Source organism: Blautia sp. KLE_1732_HM_1032 (genome assembly GCF_025147905.1).
GTDB classification, from domain to species: Bacteria; Bacillota; Clostridia; order Lachnospirales; family Lachnospiraceae; genus Blautia_A; species Blautia_A fusiformis.
This window is the reverse complement of the sequence record NZ_CP102266.1, coordinates 3331696-3357277: the sequence shown is the minus strand read 5'-3', so window position 1 is coordinate 3357277 and position 25582 is coordinate 3331696. Positions and strand designations below refer to the sequence as shown.

Here is a 25582-nt window from a genome sequence, read left to right as displayed (position 1 = left end):
AGGCATTATATGTTATATATGAGGCACAAATAGAATAATAAAAACAAATATGTTCACACAATAAGATGAATTGCAATTTTTGACAGAAATGCATATTGATAGATAATAATAAGGGAACTTATAAAATTGACAATAAGACATTTGAAAGACTATAATGTACATATTAACCATACTTCTGATAAAACTCTGTTCATTTGCAGATGTCAGGACAGAACAGCTGAATGGCAGATCAGAGGAAGGATGTGAAAATGAAAGACAGATTAAAAACACTTAAGATATATGGAATACAGATCTATCTGCTCTTTGAAAAAGGTTATATGAAAACGATGAATCTGTCTGATCCGCCGGAGGGAAAATATTTCCTGGAAGAACAGGAAACAGGTATCTTCATAGAAGCAAAGGAAAAACACTGGTATATCTGCAGCAGTTCTGAAAAAAGGATATTCGAAGCTTCCGGCAGAAGTATCATGCAGGGAGAAATCCGTGATGGAAGCAGATACCGGATCCTGATGAAAAATGGGTCATGTTTTCTCCATGGGGCAGCGATACAGACGGAACAGATGATCTATCATAATTATCAGTTTGATAAAGGACAGAAACTTTGCATTGGAAGAAATTCAGACAATGATTTTGTATGCACAGAAGAATGGGTATCCAGGCATCACGCAGTGCTGACGAGATCCGATGATGGGATTCGGATAAAAGATCTGGATAGTTCATTTGGAACCTATGTAAATGAAAAAAGAATTCGGGAATGTACATTGAATATAGGCGATATGATCTTTATTATGGGACTTAAGATTATTATCGGGCCGGGATTCCTTTCCATTAATCATGAAAATATGGACTTTCAGATCAGAGACGGAGCATTGAGACTTTTAAATATAAAAGTTGCCAGTCGTGTTCCGGAACGGATGGAAGAAGACGGAGAAGAGAATCTGTTCAGCCGTTTTCCAAGAAAAAAGAAAAAATTTCAGGCAGAAGAAATAAAGATTGAGGCACCGCCTTTTTCACTCAGTGATAATCAGGCGCCAATGCTTTTGAGCATGGGAAGTTCCATGGTAATAGGCGGATCAGCAGCTCTGGGCGGAAATATTTCTTCCGTACTCAGTATGCTGATGTTTCCCATTATGAACCGCATGTACAGCGATAAGGAAAAGAAAGAATACGAAAAACTTCGTATTGATAAATATACAGAATATCTTACTCAGAAAAGCAAAGAGATCCAACAGGAAAAACTCAGGGAAGAAACAATCCTTAATGAGAACTATCCGTCGCTGAATGTTGTAGTATCCTATCCGTCTGACAAAAAAAAACTGTGGAATCGAAGTTACCGGGAAGAAGATTTTCTGAAACTCAGGATCGGATATGGACAGCTTCCTATGACTGCAGAGATCCGATATCCGGAGAAGAAGTTTCGTCTGACAAAAGATCAGCTGGAAGAAGATATGTATCAGCTGGCAGAGAAAAAAGTATTTCTGGATCATGTTCCTATAATGCTTTCACTGACAGAGAATTTTGTATGTGGCGTAGTGGGAAGCCAGAAAGAAAAAGAAGAATTTCTGAAACAGCTGCTCATGCAGATCGTATTTCAGCACAGCTATGATGAAGTGAAGATCGTTTTTCTTGCAGATAAAGAAATCTTGGATAATATAGAAATTGTCCGTTATCTTCCACATCTCTGGAATGATGAGCGCACCTTTCGGTTTCTTGCGGCAGATACGTCTTCCGCTTATCTGATTGGAGAATATCTGAACCGTCAGATAGAACCGGAACTTGAGAAACCAAGAGAACTGGAAGAACTTCTGAAAGAGAAACCTTATTATATTGTGCTGGCATGGTCAAAACAGTTGTTAGATAACATGGAAATCCTGAAAACGATCATGAAAGAAGAGAAAAATCACGGTTTTTCTGTTGTGACATTTTTTGAGGATATTCCTCAGTATGTCAGGGAGATCATCCATCTTTATCCCGACCGTCCAAATGAAATCAGTTATCTGGGGGATTCCGCTGATTATGGAGAAAAATTCCTCCTGGATGATGTATATCATAACCTGGCGGACAAAATGCTGCGGAAGCTGCCCGGTATCCGGCTGAAAGCTATTGAGAATGCATATGTGATGCCTAAAATGATTACTTTTCTGGAAATGATGGGAGCAGGAAAGGTGGAACATCTGAATCCGCTGAAACGATGGAAAGAGAGTGATCCTGTAAAATCTCTGGCTGTTCCTGTAGGAGTTGCCGCTGATGGATCTCCGTTTCTTCTGGACCTTCACGAGAAATATCAGGGCCCTCACGGTTTGATCGCAGGTATGACAGGTTCCGGAAAGAGTGAATTTATCATCACCTATATTCTGTCACTGGCAGTGAATTTTCATCCGGATGAAGTTGCCTTTGTGCTTATTGATTACAAAGGAGGAGGTTTGGCAGGAGCTTTTGATGATGCTGCACGTGGAATCCACCTTCCCCATCTTGTAGGAACGATCACAAATCTGGATGGTCCTGCGATCAGGCGTTCTCTGATGGCGATAGAGAGTGAACTGAAAAGACGTCAGAGAATTTTTAATGAAGCCAAGAGCATTGCTGACGAAGGAACTATGGACATTTATACTTATCAGAAACTGTACAGAGCTGGCAAGGTAAGCATACCGCTTTCTCATCTCTTTATTATTTCCGATGAGTTTGCGGAACTGAAAAGTCAGGAACAGGAATTTATGGATCAGCTGATCAGCGCAGCCAGGATCGGACGAAGCCTTGGTGTGCATCTGATCCTGGCGACTCAGAAACCGGCAGGTGTAGTGGATTCTCAGATTAGCAGCAATGCCAAGTTCCGTGTATGCCTGAAAGTACAGACACGTGCAGACAGTGATGAAATGCTGAGAAGGCCGGAGGCAGCAGAGCTGAAGGAAACCGGACGGTTTTATCTGCAGGTGGGATATAATGAATTTTTTGCCCTGGGACAGTCAGCCTGGAGTGGAGCGCCATATTCTCCACAGGATAAAGTGGAAGTCCACAGAGATGATACCATCCAGTTTCTTGATGATACCGGACAGAATCTGATTCAGCTGAGAAAAGAATCCCCTAAAAAGAAAACAGAAGTATCTCAGCTGGTATCTATTGTGAAATATCTTATACAGGTCGCAAAACAGGAGAATATTTTGCCACATAGGCTCTGGACAGATCCTCTGCCAAAAGAAATTTCCCTGAAAAAGCTTCTGGATGAAGCACCGATATCTGAGAAAGAAACGATCACAATACCGGCCGGGATCATTGATGATCCGGAGAATCAGACGCAGTATCTTTTCCAGGTGGATCTTACAAACTGCAGAAATTATCTGATTACGGGCAGCAGTCAGACAGGAAAAACAACATTTTTGCAGACACTTCTTTATGGAACTCTTTATAGATATTCACCGGAGGAAGTGTGCTTTTATATTCTTGATTATTCCGGTGGACTTTTGAAAATTTTTGACCATGTAAAACATTGTGGTGGAGCCTGGAACGAAGGTGAGGAAGAAGGCACAGAGAAATTTTTTGAAATGCTGTCTGATATTATAAAACAGAGAAAAGAAAGCTTTCAGAAAGAAGATGTGAGCAGCTTTGAGGCTTATCGTCAGATACGGAAGATACCACTGATCCTGGTGGTAATTGACAATATCAGCGGGCTTTCCACATGGAAAGGCGGACAGAATATTTACTATGAGCTGAATACACTGATCAGTGACGGGAATTCCGTAGGGGTACGTTTTCTTGTAACAGCAGCTAGCTATGAAGATGTAATGTATAAAGTGCGCAGGGAACTTGGAACAAGATTTGTTCTGGATGCAAAGAACCGATATGAATATGGAGATATTCTGGGAGTAAGATGTCGTTTTGAGCCGGATGAAGTGCCGGGCCGGGGAATGCTCCGGGACGGAGAACGTCCATTGGAGTGTCAGATCGCCAGATATACGTTCGAAGGAACAGAACAGCAGCGTATCCAGGAACTGAAAGAAAAGATCAGCCGGATCGACGAAAAATACAGAGAATATGAACCGGCAAGGCGGATCCCGGAGATTTCAGAGACGGAGACATATGAGGGATTCTGCAGGAATATTTCCCTTAACAGGATTCCGCTGGGTTACTCTATGACAGACATTCAAAAAATTTCCATACCTCTGAAACAGCTTTACTGTATGGCTGTATACATGGGAAATTCCCAGGATATCCCGGTTTTGATGAAGAATTACCTGTCTGCGGCAGTCCGGGAATCGATGCAGCTGTTCATTGTGAAAAGAAAGGAAAACAGTATATTTGATAAAGATCTGCTGAAAAAGTGGACCGATGAACAACAGGAATCTATTACTTTTTTTGAAAGTACTGCCGAGGGAGCAGAACAGCTGATATGGAAGATTTATGAACTGATCGGTGAGAGAAAACTGGTCCGCAATGAATTCTGTGAGAAAAATAATCTGTCAGCACAGAGCAGCGATATAATGAAAAAATGTTTTCATTATATGACAGAAAGAACCTGCCCGGTTATGACTGTATTCGAAAGTTTTCGGGATTTCTGCACAGTGATCGCGCAGGATGCCAAAGATGTTCTGGAGAATATTTTTATAAATGGAAGAGGATATAACTATTATTTCATGGGCTGCTATTATCCGGATGATGGTGCTGCGTTGAGGTCAGATAAACTGCATACAGCTTTTACCAGAGACGGATTTACCCTTTTATATGGCGGACAATTCCACAGACAGGGGCTTGTGAGTCTTTCTATGGAATACCGAAATATAACAAAGACATCTTCCAGACCAGGTTCCTGTATTATGCAGTATCACGGGGAGGTTTATCCTTTGTTTACACCTTGCGGAACCACAGATAAAAAATGTGAAGATCCGGATGATGAGGAGATTATAAGCTAAGGTGGTGAGATGATGGGAAAAATATTGATTACGTTAAAGGTGCCATCTGTAGAACAGAAATTTGATGTTCTGGTTCCGGATTTTTTGCCGGTAAAGGATGTGATTCCTCTTATGGCAGAAGCGGTATCAGAGCTTACCAGGATGATGTATGTATCATCCGGTGCCGAGGTTCTGTGCCGGGATGATCCGTCAGAAATATTCAACGGAGAATATACGCTGAGGGATTACGGGGTGGCGGACGGTGAATATTTATTTTTAATATAAATATAACAGAATGAAACGGAGAGGAGGAGCGGTGAAAGAGAAGGATATCAGACTTTGCATGGAATTATGTGAAAGGCTGAGGATGGAAATGGAAAGAACTTCCGAAATTCCAGTGCAGTGTCTGTCTGGAAAGATCAGGACTGCATTGCTGGAGGTCAGGGAGTTTCAGAGACAGGAACTGGATGAAATCCGGAAAAGAATCATGTAAATGAAAGGATGGAGTAATATGGCAATGGATTTAGTTGGTGCTTCACTGACCACCAGTGAAGTAAGGAGTATCAGTAATAATATTCAGGAAATCGGAGATGGAATCGATGAAACAATGAAGTCTGTAGACAGCATTATGACAACACTTACAGGTCAGTCGGAAGGCGGTGTGATTCAAAAGACGGAAACTGCAGTAAAAGAACTGAGCAGTCTGGCAACAACCCTGGTAACAAGCATTATCGGAATTGGCATCGGAATTGGAGATTATCTGAAAGAAATGATCAATCAGGATAATCAGGCAGCTGAGACACTTCAGAGGTCGAGAGAATCGAATGTATATGGTAAATAACAGGTGGAACTGAAAAGAATCTTAAAAAGAAATGGAGAAATAAAGATATGGCAGATGAACCTCTGAGAATTAAAGTTGACAAAAATGTTTATCAGCAGACACTGGATAGTCTGGAAACCCAGCTGGAAGCGCTTCAGTCTCATAAAGAAAACCTGCAGAGACAGTTGGATCGTTTAAACAGTGGAAATACTTTTGCAGGATCCGATGTCAGAAGTGCCATCGAAAAAACAGAAGAGGTGCTGAAGACAGTAGGAGATAGTATTTCAAGAGTAATGGGCTATAAAATGACGATACAGCAGCAGCTGGATGGGATCCAGAGCGCAGGAACACAGCTGTCCGGAAAGATGGCAAGTATCGATATCCCTAATATGTTTAATTAAGCAGGCAGAAGATTGAGTATAGATCTGATCAGATATGACAGGATATGGCTTCAGGAATACATTGAGCACATATCCCACGAGGAGAGACTGGCCCGAGAATTATATGATGCACTTCAGACAGCACTGTATGGGACATCGGAAGATAAAATATTATCTTATAAGACAGCATTGGGACATACCCGTGAGCTGATTGATTCTCTCGCAGTGACCAGGCATGCATTAGAACAGTATTTGGAGCAGGTACAGGAGGCAGCGATGCATCTCCGAAAAAAATGCCTGGAGTTAGAAATACCAGATTTTTTTGAGTGAACAAGACAGGATATTTTCCGGAACGTATCAAAAATATGTTCCGGAAAAACTGCCAAAGGTGTCATGGATTTATTCTGAAAACAGATCCAATCAGAATAAAAAAATTCTGTTTTCAGAATAAGTTCTTGACAGAAAGAAAAGAGTATTTCCGTGGAAGGAGAAGGATATGAAATTTACATATGATCACAGCGATGAAAAAGAATGGGAAGAATATGAAGAATATATACCAGAGCTTCCTCCGGTACCGCCGGTACCAACTATGGATCTGCCAGAGGCAGAAGGGGAAATTCCGGAAGTAGAGTTACTGCAAAGGATGGATACAGCAAAAGAGGAAGAAACTCCATACCGTGAAAGTCCATATGAAGATGACTCTGCTTCCCGCGGGTTTGGTTTCGGTTTTGGGCTTGGAAAGTCAGAGATAGAAGAAACAGAAGATGAGGAAGAGAAAACGGTTTTTCTGGCTCCGGCTGAAGAGGAGGAAGAAGAAAAGACTGTTCTCCTGGTACCGCCGACCCAGATTACGGGGAAACTGATCCGTTGTGCAACTGGAGAAGAGTTTGTATTGAATGGAAGTATGAACATTGTTGGAAAAAGTAAAATACGTGCAGATATCCGTATCCAAAATAATCCGGCCATTGGAAATGTACATTGTAAGATCACCCGTGAAGAGAATGCATTCTATCTGGAAGATAACAAGTCACTGAATGGAACTTATCTGGAAAATGTAAAACTGAAACCGGAGGTGAAAACACTTCTTGAGACAGAGAACAGGATTCGCCTTGCAGATGAGGAATTTATTTTCCGGGCGGAATAAGGGGAGGAGAGAAAGGTTATGAAAAACAGAAAGAAATTTTATATTATCGTACCTGCAGTTGCAGTCCTTCTGTGTGTGGCGGTGATCGCAGCAGCGATGATCCTGGGAGTACCTGATAAGGTAAGTGCAGCTCAGGCAGGAAAGCAGATCGATCTGGGTAATAAATATCTGGCAGCCGCAGATTATGACAAAGCAGAGGTGACTTTTGCAAAAGCATTAAAGATCAGTCCGAAATCGGTTAAGGCAGCTACCGGTATGGCAAAAGTTTACAACAAAAAGAAGCAGCCGGAAAAAGCAGTAGAATATCTGAAAAAAGCTTCCGAGAATCTGACAGATGGAGAAGAGGCAAAAGAAGATACGAAAGAAGATGCGAAAGAGCTTCAGAAAGCTGTTACAGAGATAAAGGAACAGATTGTGGCACAGGAAGAAACTGGAAGCCGGGAACAGAACGCAGAAAATAATACAAAAAGCAGCAGAGGGGATAGTAGCAACCATGCAATGACGGTGGATCTGACGAAAATTGAGGAGATTGTAAACGGAACACTGGGCAGATTGAAATCGGTTGCCATTGCAAAAAATGATACGCCAAATGAGGAGAATACAGAAGAAGCGGATACAGACATATCCGGAAAAAATTCAGAAGGTCTGGACAGTGGTTCTGTGTCAAAGGGGACTGCTTCAAAGAATAAAAGCAAAAAAGCAACTGCAACTCCAGAACCAACAGAATCTCCGGTTATTATCATAGAGCCGGAAGAGGATTCTAATACTCCGGATATAACTGTGACAGGGGAACCAGATAAAGATCCGGAAATAACAGTGACACCCGAAATAACAGCTACACCGGAAGTTACAGTTACGCCGGAGATACCGGAAGATCCCGATGGGGCAGGAAACAAGGTAGTAGATGGAATCCCTATTGCGAAAGAAGATGAGGAATCGGCGCCGGATCATGAAGAAGAGGGTGTTGTGTCTTATCCTGAAATTTCTCCAATTGGAGGTGACGAAGAGAGTGAGTGGGAATTAATAGAAGAAGGAGATCAGTCAGCAGAAGAGGCTGATAGTTCTTATGCCACATATGATGGTACAGAAACAGTTGAAACAGAAGATCCGTCAAGCGATTCATCAGATATATACACAGAAGATCCTGGGACAGAAACTGAAGATATGCCAGATACAGAAGAGATATCAAATACAGATACAGAGGATACAACTGCATCAGATCCGGAGAGTATTCTGGAAAATTATGTAGAAGATACACTTTCCAAAGAGACGCCTTCTGTGAGCTGGAAGGATACACAGATTCCATTTACATATGGAGAAAGTTCTGCATCTGCACTGACTGGCCGTCTGGCTGTGATCCTGGAAGACCTGGACGGGGATGGAACAAAAGAACTTCTGGAAGTGGAAGCAAAGGATGGAGATCTGGCCTTCAATATTTATAAGGCAGAGGATGGTACTGCAGAACTGAAAGCTTCTCAGACCGTGACAACAGGTATGCAAACACCCCTTTCTGACATATCATACGGAAATACGCAGGAATGTTTTCTTGTAAACAATAGTGGCAAATGGGAAATCGGTTTTGTAACTTACTGTTATGGATTTGATTCCGGTGAAGGAACTCCGGCAGCACGGACAGAGGTTGAGGTTTTTGATGTGGAATCGGATACCACTGTGAAATTGTGTGCAAGTGGTTCAGTTGAAAACGGGCAGGGGCAGGAAAATCTGGCTTCAAATCTGGAAACAACAGGGCTTACCGGTTCCTGGAACAGCATTAATGCGGAAAGTCTGCAGTCTATAGGATATGCGGAAAATCCTGCTCAGGATCTTTCAGGGGTACCAGATCCGGTGGGAGAGGGAATTTCCACAAAAGAGAAAGAATGTAAAGATCTGGCAGTTATGACTGTGAGGATGGCAGCAGGAAGCGGAATTCTTACGGTAAAAAGTAAATAAGGACGGTTAGTGAAAATGCGGAAATGTATTGCCAATACATATGAGATCGTAGCAAGGATCGGTTCAGGAAACAGCGGGATTGTGTATAAGGCATATCACAAAAATCTGAACAAGTACGTGGTGCTGAAAAAGGTAAAAGAAGATATTAAAGATCTGGTAAATGCCAGAGCAGAAGTGGATGTATTAAAAAACCTGAAACATCCGTATCTTCCGTTGGTTGAAAATTTTGTGGAAGATGACGGGGATATTTATACGGTCATGGAATTTATCCCCGGAAATTCTTTTCGGCAATATCTGGATGCAGGGACGTCTTTTCCGGAGAGCTCTGTTATCATCTGGATCAGGCAGATCGCATCTACACTGGTTTACCTTCATAAGCAGCAGCCTCCGATCATACACAGTGATCTGAAGCCGGGAAATATCATGCTGAAGCCTGATGGAAATATCTGTCTCATAGATTTTAATATTTCATTCAGTGTGGACGGGAATAATGCGTATGTTACCGGCTACACCAAAGGTTATGCATCACCGGAACAGATTGAGGCCATGAAGTACAACCAGAACCAGACCGATCGTTCCCTCTGGAAGAAAATAGATAAGAGATCAGATATCTACAGTTTGGGAGCAACCGTCTATCATATTATGACAGGACAGAAACCGGAGCCGGATGAATCTGGATGTGTTCCGGATATTCAGGCCCTGAAGCCGGAAATAAATGAGGTTTTTGCTTCGATCATCATGAAATGTCTGGAGCCAGAACCCCAAAAGAGGTATCAGCAGGCAGAAGATATTCTGGAAGATCTTAAGAATATGCCGCTGAAAAGCCAGGCGTACCGTTCTCTTTTGAAAAAACAGCGCAGGACAGCGGTAGTTTTATCGGCGGGCATGGTTCTGTGTGCAGCACTTGCAGCAGGTGGTTATCTTCAGATCGAAAAAGAAAAACAGTCTGATTACCAAAATGCCATTGCAAAAGAAGAAGAGTGTATCAGTGAGGGAAATTATGAGGAACTGGATCAGTGGTATCAGAAAGCAGTAAAGATATTTCCGGGAAAAGCAGAAGCTTATGTGAAAAAAGCAGAAGCACTGAACCGTGAAAAAGATTATAAAAAATGCATTACATTTATCAATGATAATATTCTGACCAACGAAAAAGTAATGGAAGACGGAATCCTGGATGGTGTTTATTATCTTCTGGGGGACTCTTATGCTCAGTTGGAAGAATATGAAAAAGCAGCAGATTCCTATGAATATGCGATAAAACTCAATCCGGAAAACGGAAGCTATTATCGTGATTATGCGATCACGGAAGCTTACTGTGGAGATACACAGAAAGCGCAGAAACTTCTTGATGAGGCTGAGGAGAAAGGAAGCAGTACAGCAGATATTGAATATGTAAAAGGCGAGATCCAGTACAGTGCTGGCGCATACAGTGAGGCACAGAAGATCTTTATGGATTGTATCCAGACAAGTCAGGATTCCTACATTCAGATGCGGGCTTACATTATGGCGGCGAAATGTATAGACAAACAGGATAACAGCACAGATAGTCAGAAACAGAAAATGCAGCTGCTGGAAAAGGCAGTAAAAGAGCTTCCGCAGGAAAATAATATAGGGGTTCTTGAAGAACTGGCGCAGACTTACAGTGACCTTGGCGGGGATACAGAGGACAATGGATATTACCAAAAAGCACTTGCTGTATTTAAACAGATCGAATCTCAGGGAATGGGAGATTATAATACAGGCTGTAATATGGCAGTTATCTATCAGAATATGGGAGACTATGAAAACGCTAAAAAGAAGCTTCAGCAGGTGTTGAAAACTTACGGAGAGGATTACCGGGTGTATAAAGATCTTGCGTTCCTGGAAGTGTCTGTGCAGGGCGAAACTGCTGAGGATGACCGGGATTACAGTAAGTTCAAAGAATATTATGATAAGGCAAAAGAACTTTATCAGAAACAGCTTTCTGCAAATGCTAATGATGTGGAAATGGACAGGCTGGATGAATTATATCAGCAGGCAGTAAACAGTGGCTGGATTTCCGGATAAAAGAAAAACAGGAGGTTGTAAAATGGTCACACAGGGAACCGTGATGCTTGTAGCAGGAATTTTAGGCGTTGTGATATGCGGAGTAAACTTAAGTTTTCTTCCGAGGATTTTCCGCAGACAGAGGGAACAGCTTTTGGAAAAGTTGGAAATGCAGGACAGGAAACTTGACAAATAACTACCTCAATGCCATAATACCCCACAGAGATAGTATTTGGACTCAAAACTATACTCTGGCTGAAATCACTGGAATCTTATATAAAAATAGCCAGCCGGAACCCGGGATCGGGAACGGACGGATATATGAAAATTATAAAAGATTATGAAAGATACGAGCCTGTATTAATGACAGAAATCATGCGAATGCTTTTTATGTACAAAAAACAGGACTCAATATACAGGGAATCAATCAGAAGCGTTTCAGGGTCGAAGTGTACCCCGAGACGCTTTTTTATTAAATACGAAAGCGGATGCTTTTATCCACTTGAAAGCTATTCCCTGCAGGAAAGGACTTATATAAGATGACAATAGAGATGTTAAAAGGAAAGATCCACAGAGCAACCGTTGTCCAGGCGGAACTGGATTATGTAGGAAGTATCACTGTGGATGAGGAACTGCTGGAAGCTGCCGGGATACTGGAATATGAAAAAGTCCAGATCGTAGATGTGAACAATGGCAGCCGTTTCGAGACATACACCATTTGCGGAGAACGCGGAAGCGGTATGATCTGCCTGAACGGAGCAGCAGCAAGATGTGTAAGCACCGGTGACAAGATCATCATCATGGCTTACGCACAGTACGAGCAGGAAGAAGCCCGTACACATAAGCCTGCAGTAGTATTTGTAGATGAAGAAAATAAGATCAGTAGAGTGACCAATTATGAGAAACACGGACTGCTGAAAGACATGGCCTGAAAAAATCCGTAATAGAGGAAACTCAGATTACAGACATATACAGAAATAAGAGGAAAGTGAATTCAGAAAAGAGGCTATCTCGAAATCGACAAACCCGGCCATAGTATATAGTGGCTGAGAAAGAGGAGAGCACAATGCAGGTAACAAAAACAGTAGAAGAAACAAGAAAACAGATCAAAGCGTGGAAAAAAGAAGGCAAAACAGTAGGACTTGTCCCGACTATGGGATTTCTCCATGAAGGACACGCAAGCCTGATAAAAAAATGCAGAGAGCAGAACGACATCGTAGTAGTATCTGATTTCGTCAATCCGACACAGTTCGGACCGACCGAAGATCTGGAAGCATACCCGAGAGATTTTGAGCGTGACAGCAAACTCTGCGAAAGCCTGGGAGCAGACCTGATCTTCTGCCCGGAGCCTTCTGAGATGTATCATGATCCCCACACATTTGTAAGTATAGATACTCTGTCAGAGACACTTTGCGGAAAAACACGTCCGATCCATTTCAAAGGTGTGTGCACCGTTGTGACCAAGCTGTTCCACATTGTGGCACCGGACAGAGCATATTTCGGACAGAAAGACGCACAGCAGCTGGCCATCATCCGCAAGATGGTGCGTGATCTGAACTTCGATATTGAGATCGTAGGCTGTCCTATCATCCGTGAGGAGGACGGACTTGCAAAATCCTCCAGAAATACATACTTAAGCCCTGAAGAGAGAAAAGCAGCTCTTTGCCTGTCAAAGGCAGTAAAAGCCGGACAGGAAGCCATTCACGCAGGAATCCCGGCAGAAGAGCTTCTCGGAAAAATGCGAGCAGTGATCGAAGCAGAGCCTCTGGCAAAGATTGATTATGTATCCATGGTAGATGCACTTACCATGCAGCCGGTGGAAAAAGCTGACCGCAGCGTTCTTGTAGCAATGGCTGTTTACATCGGAAAAACAAGACTGATCGACAACTTCAGCTACGAGGTATAATGTATGGGGAAAGTTTTAAAGAAAATCGGAATTATCAGCAGCCTTGCATCCAGATATATCGGGATCATTATCATTGCTTTTTCATGCCTGGCTTTTTTCTGGCGTGACGGATTTTCCTGGATGACGAACTATACGTCTGTATTTCTGGGAGTGATCATGTTTGGTATGGGTCTGACCATAAAACTGGATGACTTCCGGGCAATTTTTTCCAGACCCAAAGAAGTGGTGATCGGTGCAGTGGCTCAGTATACCATTATGCCGGTGATCGCCTGGCTTCTGTGTAAAGTGATGAACCTTCCGGCAGATCTGGCACTGGGAGTGATCCTGGTGGGATGCTGTCCGGGCGGAACAGCCAGCAATGTGATCACCTATATCGCAGGAGGTGATGTGGCGCTTTCTGTGGGAATGACTATAGTTTCCACACTGGCAGCACCGTTGATGACACCGTTTCTTGTATATGTTCTGGCAGGAACCTGGGTGGAAGTATCCTTCTGGGCTATGGTGATCTCTGTGGTAAAGGTAATTCTGATCCCGGTTCTCCTGGGAGTTTTTCTTCGGAGTCTTGCGGGAGAGCATGTGGATAAGGTATCCGATGTTATGCCGCTGGTGTCGGTTGTAGCTATTGTTATGATCATCGGAGGAATTGTAGCTGTAAATGCAGAGAAGATCGTAAGCTGTGGAGTTCTGGTGCTTGGAGTAGTGGCGATCCACAATTTCTGTGGTATGATGCTGGGATTTCTGGCTGCAAAAATCTTCCATATGGAGTATTCCAGAACAACTGCTATAGCTATAGAGGTAGGCATGCAGAACAGTGGCCTTGCTGTCTCACTGGCAGCAGCTAATTTTGCAGCCAATCCGCTTGCAACACTTCCGGGCGCGATCTTCAGTGTATGGCACAATATTGCGGGCTCCATTTTTGCGGGGATCCGCCGTGCAGGTGCAGAAAACCTTGCAGAGCTTGACCGGATCAGGGAAATCGACTGCTGTAATTGCGAAAAGCAATAAGCAGTAAATGCGGATTGCGGATATCCTCCTGACGGGGAACAGCAAAGCTGTGGAAGAATGTCTGTAAAGAAAGATCCCGGGGAGTTTGAGAGATAAAATGGCAGATTATGTCGAAAGAAAAAGTCATAAAATGCAGAATTGTGGTTTACAAATTTTAGCCGGTATACTATAATAACCACATGGACGAACAAACGTCCCCAACATATGAAAACAGGGGGGCCCGCTGAAGCGAGCTGAGAGTAGACTGTAAATGTCTTGACCCATAACCTGATTTGGATAATGCCAACGTAGGGACATATGCACGAAGGATTCTTAAAGACACAGAAGATCAGAGAGTACAGAAGAGATCAGAAGTACAGAAGATTTTCATTAAGTACGTAAGAGTAAGAGCCGGTTGCCGTGATGCGTATGCGTTGCAGCAGCCGGTTTTTTGTTGTATAAACACAAAGAATTTATGGAAGGAGATTTTTTTTACATGAGAAATTACAGTACACAGATGGAGGCAGCCCGTAAAGGCATCATCACACCTGAGCTTGAGATCGTAGCTAAGAAGGAACGCATGACAACAGAGGAACTGCTTCCGCTGGTAGCCTCCGGTAAGGTGGCAATCTGTGCAAATAAAAATCACAAATGTATCGATCCGGAGGGCGTAGGTTCCATGCTCCGCACCAAGATCAATGTAAACCTTGGTGTATCCAGAGACTGCAAGGACTACGATGTAGAGATGCAGAAAGTAATGGAAGCTGTAAACATGGGCGCCCATGCTATCATGGATCTTTCTTCCCACGGAAATACCATTCCGTTCCGCCGCAAGCTGACATCCGAGTGTCCGGCAATGATCGGAACCGTTCCGGTTTATGATTCCGTTATCCACTATCAGAGAGATCTTGATACACTGACAGCCAAGGATTTTATCGATGTAGTAAGACTCCATGCACAGGATGGTGTTGACTTTGTAACTCTTCACTGTGGAATCACAAGAAAGACCATCGATCAGATCCGTAATCACAAGAGAAAAATGAATATCGTTTCCAGAGGAGGATCTCTTGTATTTGCATGGATGTGCATGACCGGTGAGGAGAATCCGTTCTATGAATATTACGACGAGATCCTGGATATCTGCCGCGAGTATGATGTGACCATCTCCCTTGGAGATGCCTGCCGTCCTGGATGTCTGGCTGATGCAACAGATGTATGCCAGATCGAGGAGCTTGTACGTCTTGGCGAGCTGACCAAACGTGCATGGGAAAAAGACGTCCAGGTAATGGTCGAGGGACCGGGACATGTGCCGCTTGATCAGGTTGAGGCAAATATGAAAGTACAGCAGTCCATCTGTCAGGGTGCACCGTTCTATGTATTAGGACCTATCGTAACTGACGTTGCACCGGGATATGACCACATCACATCCGCGATCGGCGGAGCAGTAGCTGCTATGTCCGGAGCAGCATTCCTCTGCTATGTAACACCGGCAGAGCACCTTGCGCTTCCGAATCTTGAGGACGTAAAACAGGGAATCATGGCATCTAAGATCGCAGCTCATGCAGCAGACATTGCCAAAGGTGTCCGCGGTGCCCGTGAGATCGATGACAAGATGGCAGATGCCAGAAGAAAGCTTGACTGGGAGGCACAGTGGGAATGCGCCATGGATCCGGAAACAGCAAAACGTATCTGGAACGAGCGCAAACCGGAGCATGATGATACCTGCTCCATGTGCGGTAAATTCTGCGCAGTACGAAGCATGAACAAGGCACTTGCAGGAGAGCATATCGATATTCTGTAAGAATACAGAATGCATATGAGCATGCAGCATCACAGTAGAACGTGGTGTTGGCAGTATCCAGCCAGAAAACTGGTTGATTGAATGCGGATATGGAAAGAACAGTAATGCTGAAATTGTGGAAAGTCTGATGTTCCGATAATAAAACATAAACCGCTGTGATCTAAAATGAAGATCACAGCGGTTTTTTTGCAGAGTAGGGGACATTATTGCAGCTTGCGAAAAGACAGGGCCGCGTTATAATAAAAACAGGACTTACATATAAACGGTTTACATAAAAAGGAAGGAAAGGTACGAAATGAAATTTCCGAAAAAATTGATAGCATTTGGTCTGTCATTATGTATGTCTGTTGTTCCATGCGGACCGGTGGCGGCCGAAGATTTTACAGACGCACAGACGGATATGACAGACGCCATTGATACTTTTACAGATGATGGGAATTCTGAGGAATCAGAAAATACCGTAAACACAGATCAGATCACGGAAGAAAATACTGCCGTGAGCACAGATCAGATTACAGAAGAAGAGTTTCCGGGATCAGATATCGGAACGGAAACGGATGAAGCTGAAAGCTCAGAGAGTGAGGAAATACAACAGGATTCTGATGAAGGATTAATTCTGGAAGAACCTTCGGCGGTCATCAGAAAAGCAGAAGGAACAGAGGATACAGAGGAGGCTGCGGCACCGGAAGAAATTTTTGGTGACGGAGAAAACCAGGAGCAGCAGGAAGATATATTCACAGATGATATTCCGGCAGCAGGCACTTCCGAAAAAGAAACAGATGTAGAGAGCACAGAAATATATCTGTATGCGATGAATGATACCTACAGCAGTGTGATCTCCATGCCGGATACCATGCAGACATCTTATCAGATCCAGACATCCGGCAAAAATCCGGTATATACGGTTGTTTCCGGTTATACTGCGAAAGTCAGCGAAACCGGTCTTGTTACTCCTAAAATGCAGTATGTAACCTATGTAGACAAAAACGGAAATGACGTAAAGAGCCAGTGGGAATACATGTTTGGAGAGACCCTGATCTCTGTACAGGATGGAAATAGTACCGTTTATTATAAATTCATACTCAAAGATTATGCGGAGTATTACGCAGAACAAAAAATGGATACATTCCTCAAAGAAAATATTACTGCGGAAATGTCCGATTATAAAAAGGTTGAGACAATCGCCAGATGGCTTGCCAACAACTTTAATTACAGTCAGTATCATTCCGGCTATACAGGCCTGATGCTGGATGGCGGCGGAGACTGCTGGGCCAATACCAGCGCAGTGAACTATATGTGCGAAAAACTGGGACTGACCGTGTATGCAAGGTATGCGGCAAATGATCCGGGGGCGGGAAGCGGTCACAGGAACTCCGTAGTCATCATTGACGGCGAAAGATATCTGGTTGACTGTGGATATACGGGAAATGCCCCCAGACATTATGAATTGTCCAAAATGGACTATGACTATTCTTATGAGATCCTGAATGATGGAACACTCAGGCTGTATCAGTATGAAGGGACAGATACAAATATCGTAGTTCCGGATACTATTGACGGAAGAAAAGTAACGGTTCTTGGAAACAGTACCTTCCAGTATTGCACCCAGGCTTCTGATATAGAGTCTGTTACTTTGCCGGATTCGCTTACAACCATCGAAAAGAATGCTTTTTACAACTGTGAGAAATTGAAATCTGTTACGATTCCCCCAAATGTGTCATCTATAGGGCTGGCTGCTTTTGTGGAGGGCTTGTCTGAGTCCAGTCTGACAGAAATTAAAGTAGATCCGGAAAATCCGTATTTTTCTGAAAAAGACGGAGTGGTATTCAGCAAGGATGGCACAAAACTGATCGTGTTTCCGTCCGGACGTTCCGGAGATTACCAGATCCCGGATGGAACTGTAAGCGTGGGAGACTATGCTTTTTATTACTGTGTAAATGTTTCTTCCATAACAGTTCCGGGAAGTGTCAGAAGCCTTGGAGAAGGTGCATTCGGAAACTGTTCGTCGCTTACGAAAGCTGTCCTAAACGAAGGCTTGGAAGAAATCGGTGAATATGCATTCCAGAGCAGTTCAGGGATCCGCGATATTATAATTCCCGCATCTGTAAAATCAGTTGGGAAAAATGGACTTCGTCTGTCTTCCGAGTGCAGGATAAGAGTACTGAGCACAGATACTATCTGGGCGGATGATGCGTTCAGGGATTCAGCACTGATCGCGGGAAAAAAGGATTCTACACTTCAGAAATACGCAGAGGACCGTGGCTACATGTTTGTGGAGCTGTCAGCAGACAACCGGATACCGCTTCAGAATGAATGGTTTGAACAGATCACTCCAGAATATGAATATAATGGAAAAAGCCATGAACCTGAAATAGAATCCAGTGAATCCGCACCGGAACTTGAGCAGGGCTCCGATTATGAAGTAACTTATGAAAATAACATCAATGCAGGAACTGCGACTGTAAAGATCACGGGAAAAGATATTTTCTGCGGTACAGTAGAGCGGAGTTTCAAGATTACGCCAGATGAAAATGGAATGTATGTGTGCTATTTTGCGGAAAATAATGAAACATACCTGGAAACCACCTTTAAAGGAAAAAAAGTGGAACCGGAAGTGGTAATTGACGGACTGGTACAGGGAAAAGATTATACGGTAACCTATGTTAATAATGAAAAGCCTGGTGAAGCTCGTGCAGAGCTCACGGGAATCGGCAATTATAAAGGATCGGAAACATTATATTTTACTATTTACGGAAAACTACCGGCTGCGGATCCAATAGCTGATCAGACATATACAGGAAAAGAACTCACACCTGCCATCGTAATCCCCGGATTGAAAGCCGGCGAAGATTATTATATGTACTACGAGGATAATCAGTATCCGGGTGTTGCAACGGTAACCATTTATGGTACCGGTTATTATAAAGGTACCGCAACCATTCATTTCAAGATCATAAAAAAGACAGAAAAGTTTGTCAGCAATGTTAAGCTAAACAGAACCTCTTACACTTATACGGGAAAAACCATCCGGCCATCAGTAACCGTAACTGTAAATGGAAAGAAGATCGGTTCGAGTGCTTATAAGCTGTATTACAAAAATAATAAAAATTCCGGAATTGGAACTGTGCAGGTCAGAGGGACCGGAAAATACAGTCGTATCAACAAAACGCTTACCTTTAAGATCCTGCCTCCAAAAACTCTGCTGACAGGACTGAAAAAAGCAAACAGATCCTTTACTGCAAGCTGGAAAAAAAATATACAGGCAACCGGCTATCAGATCCAGTATGCAGCAGACAGCAGATTTATAAAAGAAAGAAAAACGGTCACAGTTGGAAAACAGTCTGCGATCAGATATAAGATATCAGGACTGAAAAACAAAAAGACCTATTATGTCCGCATCCGGTCATATAAAAGAGTCGGAAAAAAGGTTCTTTACAGTAGCTGGAGTACGGTAAAGAAAATCCGGGTTTGATCATAAAGGAGTGGATCTTAGATTTATATAAATGGAGCAGAATGCTTCTGTGACAGAATTAAGGCTTGTAATTATAAAAAGAGCGCGTTATAATGAACTCATAAAAAAGAAAATTTCTTCGGGGCAGGGTGTGATTCCCTACCGGCGGTATAGTCCGCGACCCGCTTTGGCGGCTGATCTGGTGAAATTCCGGAACCGACAGTAAAGTCTGGATGAGAGAAGAACGCGCAGTATTTAAAGAACGTGCTCAGTGCCCCGGGAAGAAGCTCCCGGGGCTTTTTATGTGAAGAAATTTTTTTCGCATAAAGATTTCTTGTGGAAATTTTCTTTGAATATTTCTGAAGAAGGAGAGAGAGTTATGAGTGAACAGATATTACAGAGAGGAAATGCTGTGGAAAGAAGCAGAACAAGAACCATCGCGCAGGTAGCCATGCTTGGTGCTGTGGCAGGAGTATTGATGAATCTTGAGTTTCCGATCCCGTTTCTTGCACCGTCTTTTTATCAGCTTGATTTTTCCGAGGTACCGGTTATGGTAGGAACCTTCGCTATGGGACCTGTAGCAGGTATCCTGATCGAGCTTGTGAAGATTCTCGTACATCTTGTGACTAAGGGAACCATGACTGCCGGTGTTGGTGATGTTGCCAACTTCCTGTTTGGATGTGCCTATGTGGTACCGGCCGGCCTGATCTATCGTTTCCGTCACAAAAAGAGCAGAGTACATGCAGTTGCAGGTATGGCAGCAGGAACAGTTCTGACGGCGATCCTTGCATGCTTTGTCAATGCCTTTGTACTGCTTCCGGCTTACGGTAAGGCTTTTGGAATGCCAATCGAGACCTTTATCCAGATGGGAAGCGCAGTACACAGCTCCGTAAACGGACTGCTTACCTTTGCATTGCTGATCATTGCTCCGTTTAATATCTTTAAATATGCACTGACATCTCTGATCGTATTTGTAATTTATAAGAAGATCCGTGTTGTACTGAAGGGTGACTGATCATAAGCAGCTGCCGGAGGATGATGGAAAGATCAGAAAATGGTGGTTTCAGATAAATATCTGAGAATGTGAGAAATGCCATGTAATATATTGCCGATGGGCAGTAAATTACATGGCATTTTTTATGTTATAGGAAATTACTCCGTAATGTTCCTATAACATAAAAAAGCCCTCCGGGCAGGATCGCACTGCGACGGAGAGGAATAATGTCGCTGAAGCGACCCGTCGCAGGCGGAGAATCCTGCAAGCAGGATTCTTTCTTGTGTCAGGCGTTTTGTTCTGCAGTTTTCATGACTCCAAGCTCACGTCTGGCAAAAACAACGGCCAGCACAAATGCAGAGGTATCTGCAATTGGTCCTGCGTACATGACGCCATCGATTCCGAAGAAGACCGGGAAGATGACGATCAGCGGCAGCAGGAAGAGCACCTGCCTTGTGAGGGACATGATCACACCAAGCCTGGCTTTTCCAATGGAGGTAAAAAAGCCGGCGGACATAGGCTGGATCCCGTTGGCAAAGGTCATCAGCATGAAGATGCGGAGATATTTTTCTGCAAAATGAAAGTACAGGTCGCTGCCGTTTCCGAAGATGCCTACGATCTGATGCGGGAAGAACTGGAAGCAGATAAAAAATATGGTTGCGATCACAGTACATAAGGTTACGGAATAGCGGTATGTCTGGCGTACACGGCTGTATTTTTCGGCGCCGTAGTTAAATCCCCAGATGGGCTGGGAGCCCTGGGAGATTCCGATGCAGATGGCCATAAATACCTGATTGACTTTGGAAATGATCCCTGCACAGGCAATCGGAATATCACTTCCGTAAGCGGAGAGTGCTCCGTAATGGCGAAGTGTATTGTTCATGACGATCTGCACTGCAGCAATGGCAACCTGATTGATACAGGATGCCATTCCCAGAGAAAAAATGGCAGACAGATTGCGTGCCTTAGGAATCAGCATGGAGTGGTCCAGGTACATTTTCCGGAGTCTGGAAAAATAAAAGATGATCAGAAGTCCGGATACGATCTGGCCGATCACGGTTGCCCAGGCTGCACCTTTGATGCCCCAGCCGAATCCAAAGATGAAAAGCGGGTCTAGGATGGTGTTGATGGCGGCACCGGCCAGGATGCAGGTCATGGAATAGGTAGGACTCCTGTCTGCTCGGATCAGGTGGTTGCCGCCTGTGCTTAAAACATAAAAGGGAAGTCCAATGGCGGTGATCCCCATGTAATCAATGGCATAGGGCATGACGTCCGGTGTTCCGCCGAAAAAATGAAGCAGTGGCTTCAGGAACAGAAGGACGATGACAGAGAGTATCGTACCGGAGATTATCAGCGCGGAGAGTCCGGTTCCTGCAATAGAGCTGGCTTTTTTTTCGTTTCCTGCGCCCATTTCCAGGTTGTAATTGGAGGCACTGCCGATTCCCAGGAGCAGTGCAGCAGCAGTAGAGATAATGGTTACGGGAAATGCGATATTTGTGGCGGCGTTTCCAAGCATTCCTACGCCCTGTCCGATAAAGATCTGGTCAACGATATTGTACAGAGCGCTGACCAGCATGCTGATGATGGCGGGAATGGCGAATTTGGCGATCAGGCTGCCTACAGGGGCGGTTCCCAGAGGGTTTTCGGCCTGGGTAGCATTGGTCTGGTTTTTCAATGTTTTTTCCTTCTTTCTTGTCTGCAGTAGCTGTTTGGTAATGTGATAAGTAAATTTTTAATTTTATAGCAGGATATTTATTATAGCACTATTGTGAGGTGAGTGTAAGTATAAAAAATTGACCTTTGGTTTTGGATGGGATAAAATGTTTTTAGAAAAAATTTTCGGGAAGGAGTTTTTAAGATGGGTAAGATCAACAGTGTGAAAAAACTTACAGATAATAAGTTCGTGAATCTTTATGGGGTGGATGCGACCAGTATACATGATACGCCGGTTTCTTATTTTGTGGCCTCCAGGGCGAAGAGTGTGGAGGATATGAAGCTTTCTACAGGGGAGAATCATCCGGATGGGGTGATCATTTACAGTGTTTATGGAGAGAAGCGGGATAAGGTTGTGCTGATCCGTCAGTATCGGTATACGATCGGCGGGTATATTTATGAGTTTCCGGCGGGGCTTGTGGAGCCTGGGGAGGATTTCCATGAGGGTGCTGTGCGGGAGATGTTTGAGGAGACCGGGTTGAAGCTGGAGCCGATCAAGGTTGCGGAGGCTTTTGAGAAGCCTTATTTTACGACGATTGGGATGACGGATGAATCCTGTGCTACGGTTTATGGGTATGCCAGTGGTGAGGTTAGTAAGGCTGCTCAGGAGGATAGTGAGGAGATCGAGGTTGTGATCGCGGACCGGGATGAGGTCAGGAGGATCCTGAAGGAGGAGAGGGTTGCGATCATGTGTGCTTATATGCTGATGCATTTTCTTGAGGATGAGGAGGTGTTTGGATTTCTTGGGGAGATTTAAACGGAGGTAGTTATATGGCGGAAGGGGACGCCAGTGAGGGGCTTCTTTCCAGGCTGGGGCTTCGTCGGGAGCTGGCTTCTAAGGTGCCGGAATTCTGCTAAAAGCGCTTCAAAAATCTCGAACTCGCGTCTGAAGCCGCTCAAACAGCGAGATTTTTTGAAGCAACGCAGATTTCCGCCACCTAAGAATCAGCTCCCCTCCTGCAGAGTCAGTCTGGAAAGAAGCCCCTCACTGGCTGTGCATTGGCCGTGAGACGTGTTAAATCTCGTGGGGAGTGTTGCTAGTGGGGTGGTATGACGGGAGTTGGATGAGCCGTCAGCGCTACGCTGGACGGCTGGGAGGAAAGGCTGAGATTCCCTGTGGCTTGAAGAGGGGAATGGGTCATCGGCGCTGCGCTGGATGGATGAGAAAAACGGGGAATCTGCGGTTGCGGATTCCCCGTTTTGGTCAGAGCTCTGTGAGTTTTCCTAGGTCTTTGTTGTATTTGCAGTATTTGCCGTTTTCGGAGATAAATGGCTGGTAGGTGTCGGTACGGTTGTCTTTGACGTAGACGATTCCGGTGGCGATCATTTCTACCAGGGAGAAGCGTTTGCTTAAGCTGGAGATCCAGCGGTAGGTTTTTTCGTTGCCGGAGTCTGCCATGAGGAGGTTGTAGCCGCCTGGGCAGGCTTCCAGGGTGAAGTAGATTTTCTGGGACCGGATGGAGGTGTTGAAGACCTGGCCGGTGATGTAGGTGGAGAAGTTGGTTTCTACAAATTGGCGGAAGGTGTAGAGATCGTAGATCACGCCGGTGGTCTCATCTTTGATCTTGTCGCCGCGTTCGATGCGGGCTTTCAGGAGCTTGAGGACTTCGATGGTCCAGTTGATGAAGGAGATGCTGCTGTAGGTCATGCTTTCCTGAAGTTGATCGACCAGCTGTTTTGACAGGATGTTGGATTTTGATGCTTCATTAAAAAGTTCTTCGTTCATAAGGTTCCCTCCAGTGTTGGATTTTTATATGGTTTTCGCTCTTTTTTTTGTATCTTTTATTATAAGTCTGAATTGTATATAAAGCAATAAAAAATGCGTAAAATACAAAGATGATTACCGGGAAATGATATATAATTAACGATTATGTTTTGAAAATGTCAGTGCTTTTGAGGGCTGGGTTAAATGTGGACTTTAAATATCAAGTTAATTTGGATAACTATAAATAATTATAAGGAAGAGTTTTAACAAATATTCTCATTTTATTGATAAAATTTTGTTGTATATCTCCCTTGACATAAAGCCTTCCTCCGGGTGTATCATAGTGCTGTGTTAAAGGAGGTAGACTATTATGTTTGAGACATTACAGGAGAAGACGGAAGAGAAAGCAATGGTACAGTTCCTTGAACGCTTTACAGATTATCCATTTCTGGTAAAGTTCAAGAATTCCGAGTATCACATCGGAGAGGGTGAACCTACATTTACGGTGAATTTTAAGAAAGCGATTCCTCTGGCGGATCTGATAAAGAGCACATCCCTTGCACTGGGTGAGGCGTATATGCGTGGGGATCTGGATATCGAGGGAAATCTTTATGAAGCGCTGGATCATTTTCTGGGTCAGATGGGAAAATTTTCTACCAATGAATCTGCTCTGAAAAAGATCATGTTCAGTTCAACATCAAAGAAGAATCAGGAAAAGGAAGTAACCAGCCATTATGATATTGGAAATGATTTTTATAAACTTTGGCTGGATGAGACTATGAGTTATTCCTGTGGGTATTTTATCCATGAGGATGATACGTTGTATCAGGCACAGGTAAATAAAGTTGATTATATCCTTAAGAAATTACATCTGGAAGAGGGTATGAGTCTTCTGGATATCGGCTGTGGCTGGGGCTTTCTGCTGATCGAGGCAGCTAAGAAATATAAGGTTCATGGTACCGGTATTACTTTAAGTCATGAACAGTATGCAGAATTTCAGAGACGGATCAAGGACCAGGGTCTGGAAGATTATCTTACGGTAGAGCTGATGGATTACCGTGATCTGCCGAAGAAGGAGTATCAGTTTGACCGTGTTGTCAGTGTCGGTATGCTGGAGCATGTTGGACGTGATAATTATCAGCTGTTTCTTGATTGTGTGGAAAAGGTTCTGAAGCCGGGCGGACTGTTTCTGCTTCACTTTATCAGTGCTCTGAAGGAGCATCCGGGTGACCCGTGGGTCAAGAAATATATTTTCCCGGGCGGAACTGTTCCGAGCTTACGTGAGATCCTGAACCATATGGCAGAGGACAATTTCCATACCCTGGATATCGAAAATCTCCGTCTGCATTACAATAAGACATTGCTTCACTGGGAAAAGAATTTCCGGGACAATATTGAAAAAGAAAAGACTATGTTTGACGAAGAGTTCCTGCGTATGTGGGATCTGTACCTGTCAGCATGTGCGGCAACCTTCCACAACGGAATTATCGATCTTCACCAGATTCTTATGACCAAGGGTGTGAATAATGATCTGCCGATGACACGCTGGTATTGATAAAAGCCTTTACAAACCTGCCGGAAAGGAATATCATACTTCTATAAAACTATTTATTAAAGCGTATAAGGAGCCTGTGGATTCAGCATATGATTACAGAAATGCTGAATCCGCAGGCTTTGTTTTTTAACCGATAAACCGCGAAGGAGTTATTCGGTCATGAGCAAGTAGCGAAGCGTATTGCGAATATTCGCTTGACTATTCCGTTTACCGATAATTATGGAATGTGCATAAAAACAAAGCTGCAAACTTGTTCAATAAGCAGAATCAT

20 protein-coding genes and 1 riboswitch are annotated in these 25582 nt (G+C 43.8%); of the genes, 18 read left to right on the top strand and 2 right to left on the bottom strand.

Annotated features, from left to right (window positions below):
* The first annotated feature begins 248 nt into the window (after window positions 1-248).
* From essC to NQ489_RS15810, 16 genes are all read left to right on the top strand, one after another.
* Complete coding sequence (gene essC, locus NQ489_RS15885; RefSeq protein ID WP_161209385.1) at window positions 249-4904, top strand: type VII secretion protein EssC; 4656 nt, start codon at window positions 249-251, stop codon at window positions 4902-4904.
* Between the two features lie 9 nt (window positions 4905-4913).
* Window positions 4914-5168: an EsaB/YukD family protein gene (locus NQ489_RS15880; RefSeq protein WP_021652716.1), complete on the top strand. Its 255-nt coding sequence runs from the start codon at window positions 4914-4916 to the stop codon at window positions 5166-5168.
* Between the two features lie 31 nt (window positions 5169-5199).
* Window positions 5200-5376 carry a hypothetical protein gene (locus tag NQ489_RS15875; RefSeq protein WP_156906940.1) on the top strand — a complete coding sequence of 59 codons (177 nt, stop codon included), beginning with the start codon at window positions 5200-5202 and terminating at the stop codon, window positions 5374-5376.
* Between the two features lie 18 nt (window positions 5377-5394).
* Window positions 5395-5724: a hypothetical protein gene (locus NQ489_RS15870; RefSeq protein WP_044962229.1), complete on the top strand. Its 330-nt coding sequence runs from the start codon at window positions 5395-5397 to the stop codon at window positions 5722-5724.
* Between the two features lie 47 nt (window positions 5725-5771).
* Window positions 5772-6104, top strand: coding sequence for a hypothetical protein (locus NQ489_RS15865; RefSeq protein WP_021652719.1), 333 nt, complete (start codon window positions 5772-5774; stop codon window positions 6102-6104).
* A gap of 12 nt (window positions 6105-6116) precedes the next feature.
* The gene (locus NQ489_RS15860; protein ID WP_021652720.1) at window positions 6117-6413 is read left to right on the top strand and encodes a hypothetical protein; all 297 of its coding nucleotides are present in this window, start codon (window positions 6117-6119) and stop codon (window positions 6411-6413) included.
* Window positions 6414-6579: 166 nt separating this feature from the next.
* A complete protein-coding gene (locus NQ489_RS15855) occupies window positions 6580-7227 on the top strand; it encodes an FHA domain-containing protein (RefSeq protein WP_021652722.1) in 648 nt (215 codons plus the stop codon).
* Between the two features lie 18 nt (window positions 7228-7245).
* Window positions 7246-9177 (top strand): tetratricopeptide repeat protein, encoded by a 1932-nt coding sequence (locus NQ489_RS15850; protein WP_021652723.1) that lies wholly within the window; start codon window positions 7246-7248, stop codon window positions 9175-9177.
* A gap of 15 nt (window positions 9178-9192) precedes the next feature.
* Window positions 9193-11223 carry a serine/threonine-protein kinase gene (locus NQ489_RS15845; protein WP_021652724.1) on the top strand — a complete coding sequence of 677 codons (2031 nt, stop codon included), beginning with the start codon at window positions 9193-9195 and terminating at the stop codon, window positions 11221-11223.
* A gap of 22 nt (window positions 11224-11245) precedes the next feature.
* Complete coding sequence (locus tag NQ489_RS15840) at window positions 11246-11398, top strand: hypothetical protein (RefSeq protein ID WP_021652725.1); 153 nt, start codon at window positions 11246-11248, stop codon at window positions 11396-11398.
* Between the two features lie 343 nt (window positions 11399-11741).
* Window positions 11742-12134, top strand: coding sequence for an aspartate 1-decarboxylase (gene panD / locus NQ489_RS15835; protein ID WP_021652727.1), 393 nt, complete (start codon window positions 11742-11744; stop codon window positions 12132-12134).
* 134 nt (window positions 12135-12268) lie between these two features.
* On the top strand, window positions 12269-13108 hold the full coding sequence (gene panC / locus NQ489_RS15830) for a pantoate--beta-alanine ligase (RefSeq protein ID WP_044962231.1): 840 nt from the start codon (window positions 12269-12271) through the stop codon (window positions 13106-13108).
* 3 nt (window positions 13109-13111) lie between these two features.
* Complete coding sequence (locus NQ489_RS15825; protein ID WP_021652729.1) at window positions 13112-14113, top strand: bile acid:sodium symporter family protein; 1002 nt, start codon at window positions 13112-13114, stop codon at window positions 14111-14113.
* A 475-nt stretch (window positions 14114-14588) separates the two neighbouring features.
* Entirely contained in the window at window positions 14589-15893 is a 1305-nt protein-coding gene (thiC, locus tag NQ489_RS15820; protein ID WP_022426187.1) for a phosphomethylpyrimidine synthase ThiC, read from the top strand.
* Between the two features lie 295 nt (window positions 15894-16188).
* Entirely contained in the window at window positions 16189-19365 is a 3177-nt protein-coding gene (locus NQ489_RS15815) for a fibronectin type III domain-containing protein (RefSeq protein ID WP_021652731.1), read from the top strand.
* Window positions 19366-19475: 110 nt separating this feature from the next.
* Window positions 19476-19593: riboswitch (FMN riboswitch) on the top strand.
* 130 nt (window positions 19594-19723) lie between these two features.
* The gene (locus NQ489_RS15810) at window positions 19724-20359 is read left to right on the top strand and encodes an ECF transporter S component (RefSeq protein WP_022426189.1); all 636 of its coding nucleotides are present in this window, start codon (window positions 19724-19726) and stop codon (window positions 20357-20359) included.
* A gap of 265 nt (window positions 20360-20624) precedes the next feature.
* Here NQ489_RS15810 and NQ489_RS15805 read toward each other — a convergent pair whose 3' ends face one another.
* Window positions 20625-22013 (bottom strand): MATE family efflux transporter, encoded by a 1389-nt coding sequence (locus NQ489_RS15805; RefSeq protein ID WP_021652733.1) that lies wholly within the window; start codon window positions 22011-22013, stop codon window positions 20625-20627.
* A 183-nt stretch (window positions 22014-22196) separates the two neighbouring features.
* Here NQ489_RS15805 and NQ489_RS15800 point away from each other — a divergent pair, with 183 nt between their 5' ends.
* Window positions 22197-22808, top strand: coding sequence for an NUDIX hydrolase (locus NQ489_RS15800; RefSeq protein ID WP_021652734.1), 612 nt, complete (start codon window positions 22197-22199; stop codon window positions 22806-22808).
* Between the two features lie 447 nt (window positions 22809-23255).
* On the opposite strand, the gene NQ489_RS15795 is transcribed toward NQ489_RS15800, so the two are convergent.
* Window positions 23256-23777: a hypothetical protein gene (locus NQ489_RS15795; protein WP_021652735.1), complete on the bottom strand. Its 522-nt coding sequence runs from the start codon at window positions 23775-23777 to the stop codon at window positions 23256-23258.
* Window positions 23778-24126: 349 nt separating this feature from the next.
* On the opposite strand from NQ489_RS15795, the gene NQ489_RS15790 reads away from it, so the two are divergent.
* Complete coding sequence (locus NQ489_RS15790; RefSeq protein ID WP_021652736.1) at window positions 24127-25311, top strand: SAM-dependent methyltransferase; 1185 nt, start codon at window positions 24127-24129, stop codon at window positions 25309-25311.
* Window positions 25312-25582: the final 271 nt, after the last annotated feature.

Coding starts and splice junctions, on each gene's coding strand:
- essC (WP_161209385.1), top strand. CDS start 249: ATGAAAGACAGATTAAAAACACTTAAGATATATGGAATACAGATCTAT.
- NQ489_RS15800 (WP_021652734.1), top strand. CDS start 22,197: ATGGGTAAGATCAACAGTGTGAAAAAACTTACAGATAATAAGTTCGTG.
- thiC (WP_022426187.1), top strand. CDS start 14,589: ATGAGAAATTACAGTACACAGATGGAGGCAGCCCGTAAAGGCATCATC.
- NQ489_RS15840 (WP_021652725.1), top strand. CDS start 11,246: ATGGTCACACAGGGAACCGTGATGCTTGTAGCAGGAATTTTAGGCGTT.
- NQ489_RS15790 (WP_021652736.1), top strand. CDS start 24,127: ATGTTTGAGACATTACAGGAGAAGACGGAAGAGAAAGCAATGGTACAG.
- NQ489_RS15870 (WP_044962229.1), top strand. CDS start 5,395: ATGGCAATGGATTTAGTTGGTGCTTCACTGACCACCAGTGAAGTAAGG.
- NQ489_RS15845 (WP_021652724.1), top strand. CDS start 9,193: ATGCGGAAATGTATTGCCAATACATATGAGATCGTAGCAAGGATCGGT.
- NQ489_RS15880 (WP_021652716.1), top strand. CDS start 4,914: ATGATGGGAAAAATATTGATTACGTTAAAGGTGCCATCTGTAGAACAG.
- NQ489_RS15850 (WP_021652723.1), top strand. CDS start 7,246: ATGAAAAACAGAAAGAAATTTTATATTATCGTACCTGCAGTTGCAGTC.
- NQ489_RS15795 (WP_021652735.1), bottom strand. CDS start 23,777: ATGAACGAAGAACTTTTTAATGAAGCATCAAAATCCAACATCCTGTCA.
- NQ489_RS15815 (WP_021652731.1), top strand. CDS start 16,189: ATGAAATTTCCGAAAAAATTGATAGCATTTGGTCTGTCATTATGTATG.
- NQ489_RS15810 (WP_022426189.1), top strand. CDS start 19,724: ATGAGTGAACAGATATTACAGAGAGGAAATGCTGTGGAAAGAAGCAGA.
- panD (WP_021652727.1), top strand. CDS start 11,742: ATGACAATAGAGATGTTAAAAGGAAAGATCCACAGAGCAACCGTTGTC.
- panC (WP_044962231.1), top strand. CDS start 12,269: ATGCAGGTAACAAAAACAGTAGAAGAAACAAGAAAACAGATCAAAGCG.
- NQ489_RS15865 (WP_021652719.1), top strand. CDS start 5,772: ATGGCAGATGAACCTCTGAGAATTAAAGTTGACAAAAATGTTTATCAG.
- NQ489_RS15825 (WP_021652729.1), top strand. CDS start 13,112: ATGGGGAAAGTTTTAAAGAAAATCGGAATTATCAGCAGCCTTGCATCC.
- NQ489_RS15855 (WP_021652722.1), top strand. CDS start 6,580: ATGAAATTTACATATGATCACAGCGATGAAAAAGAATGGGAAGAATAT.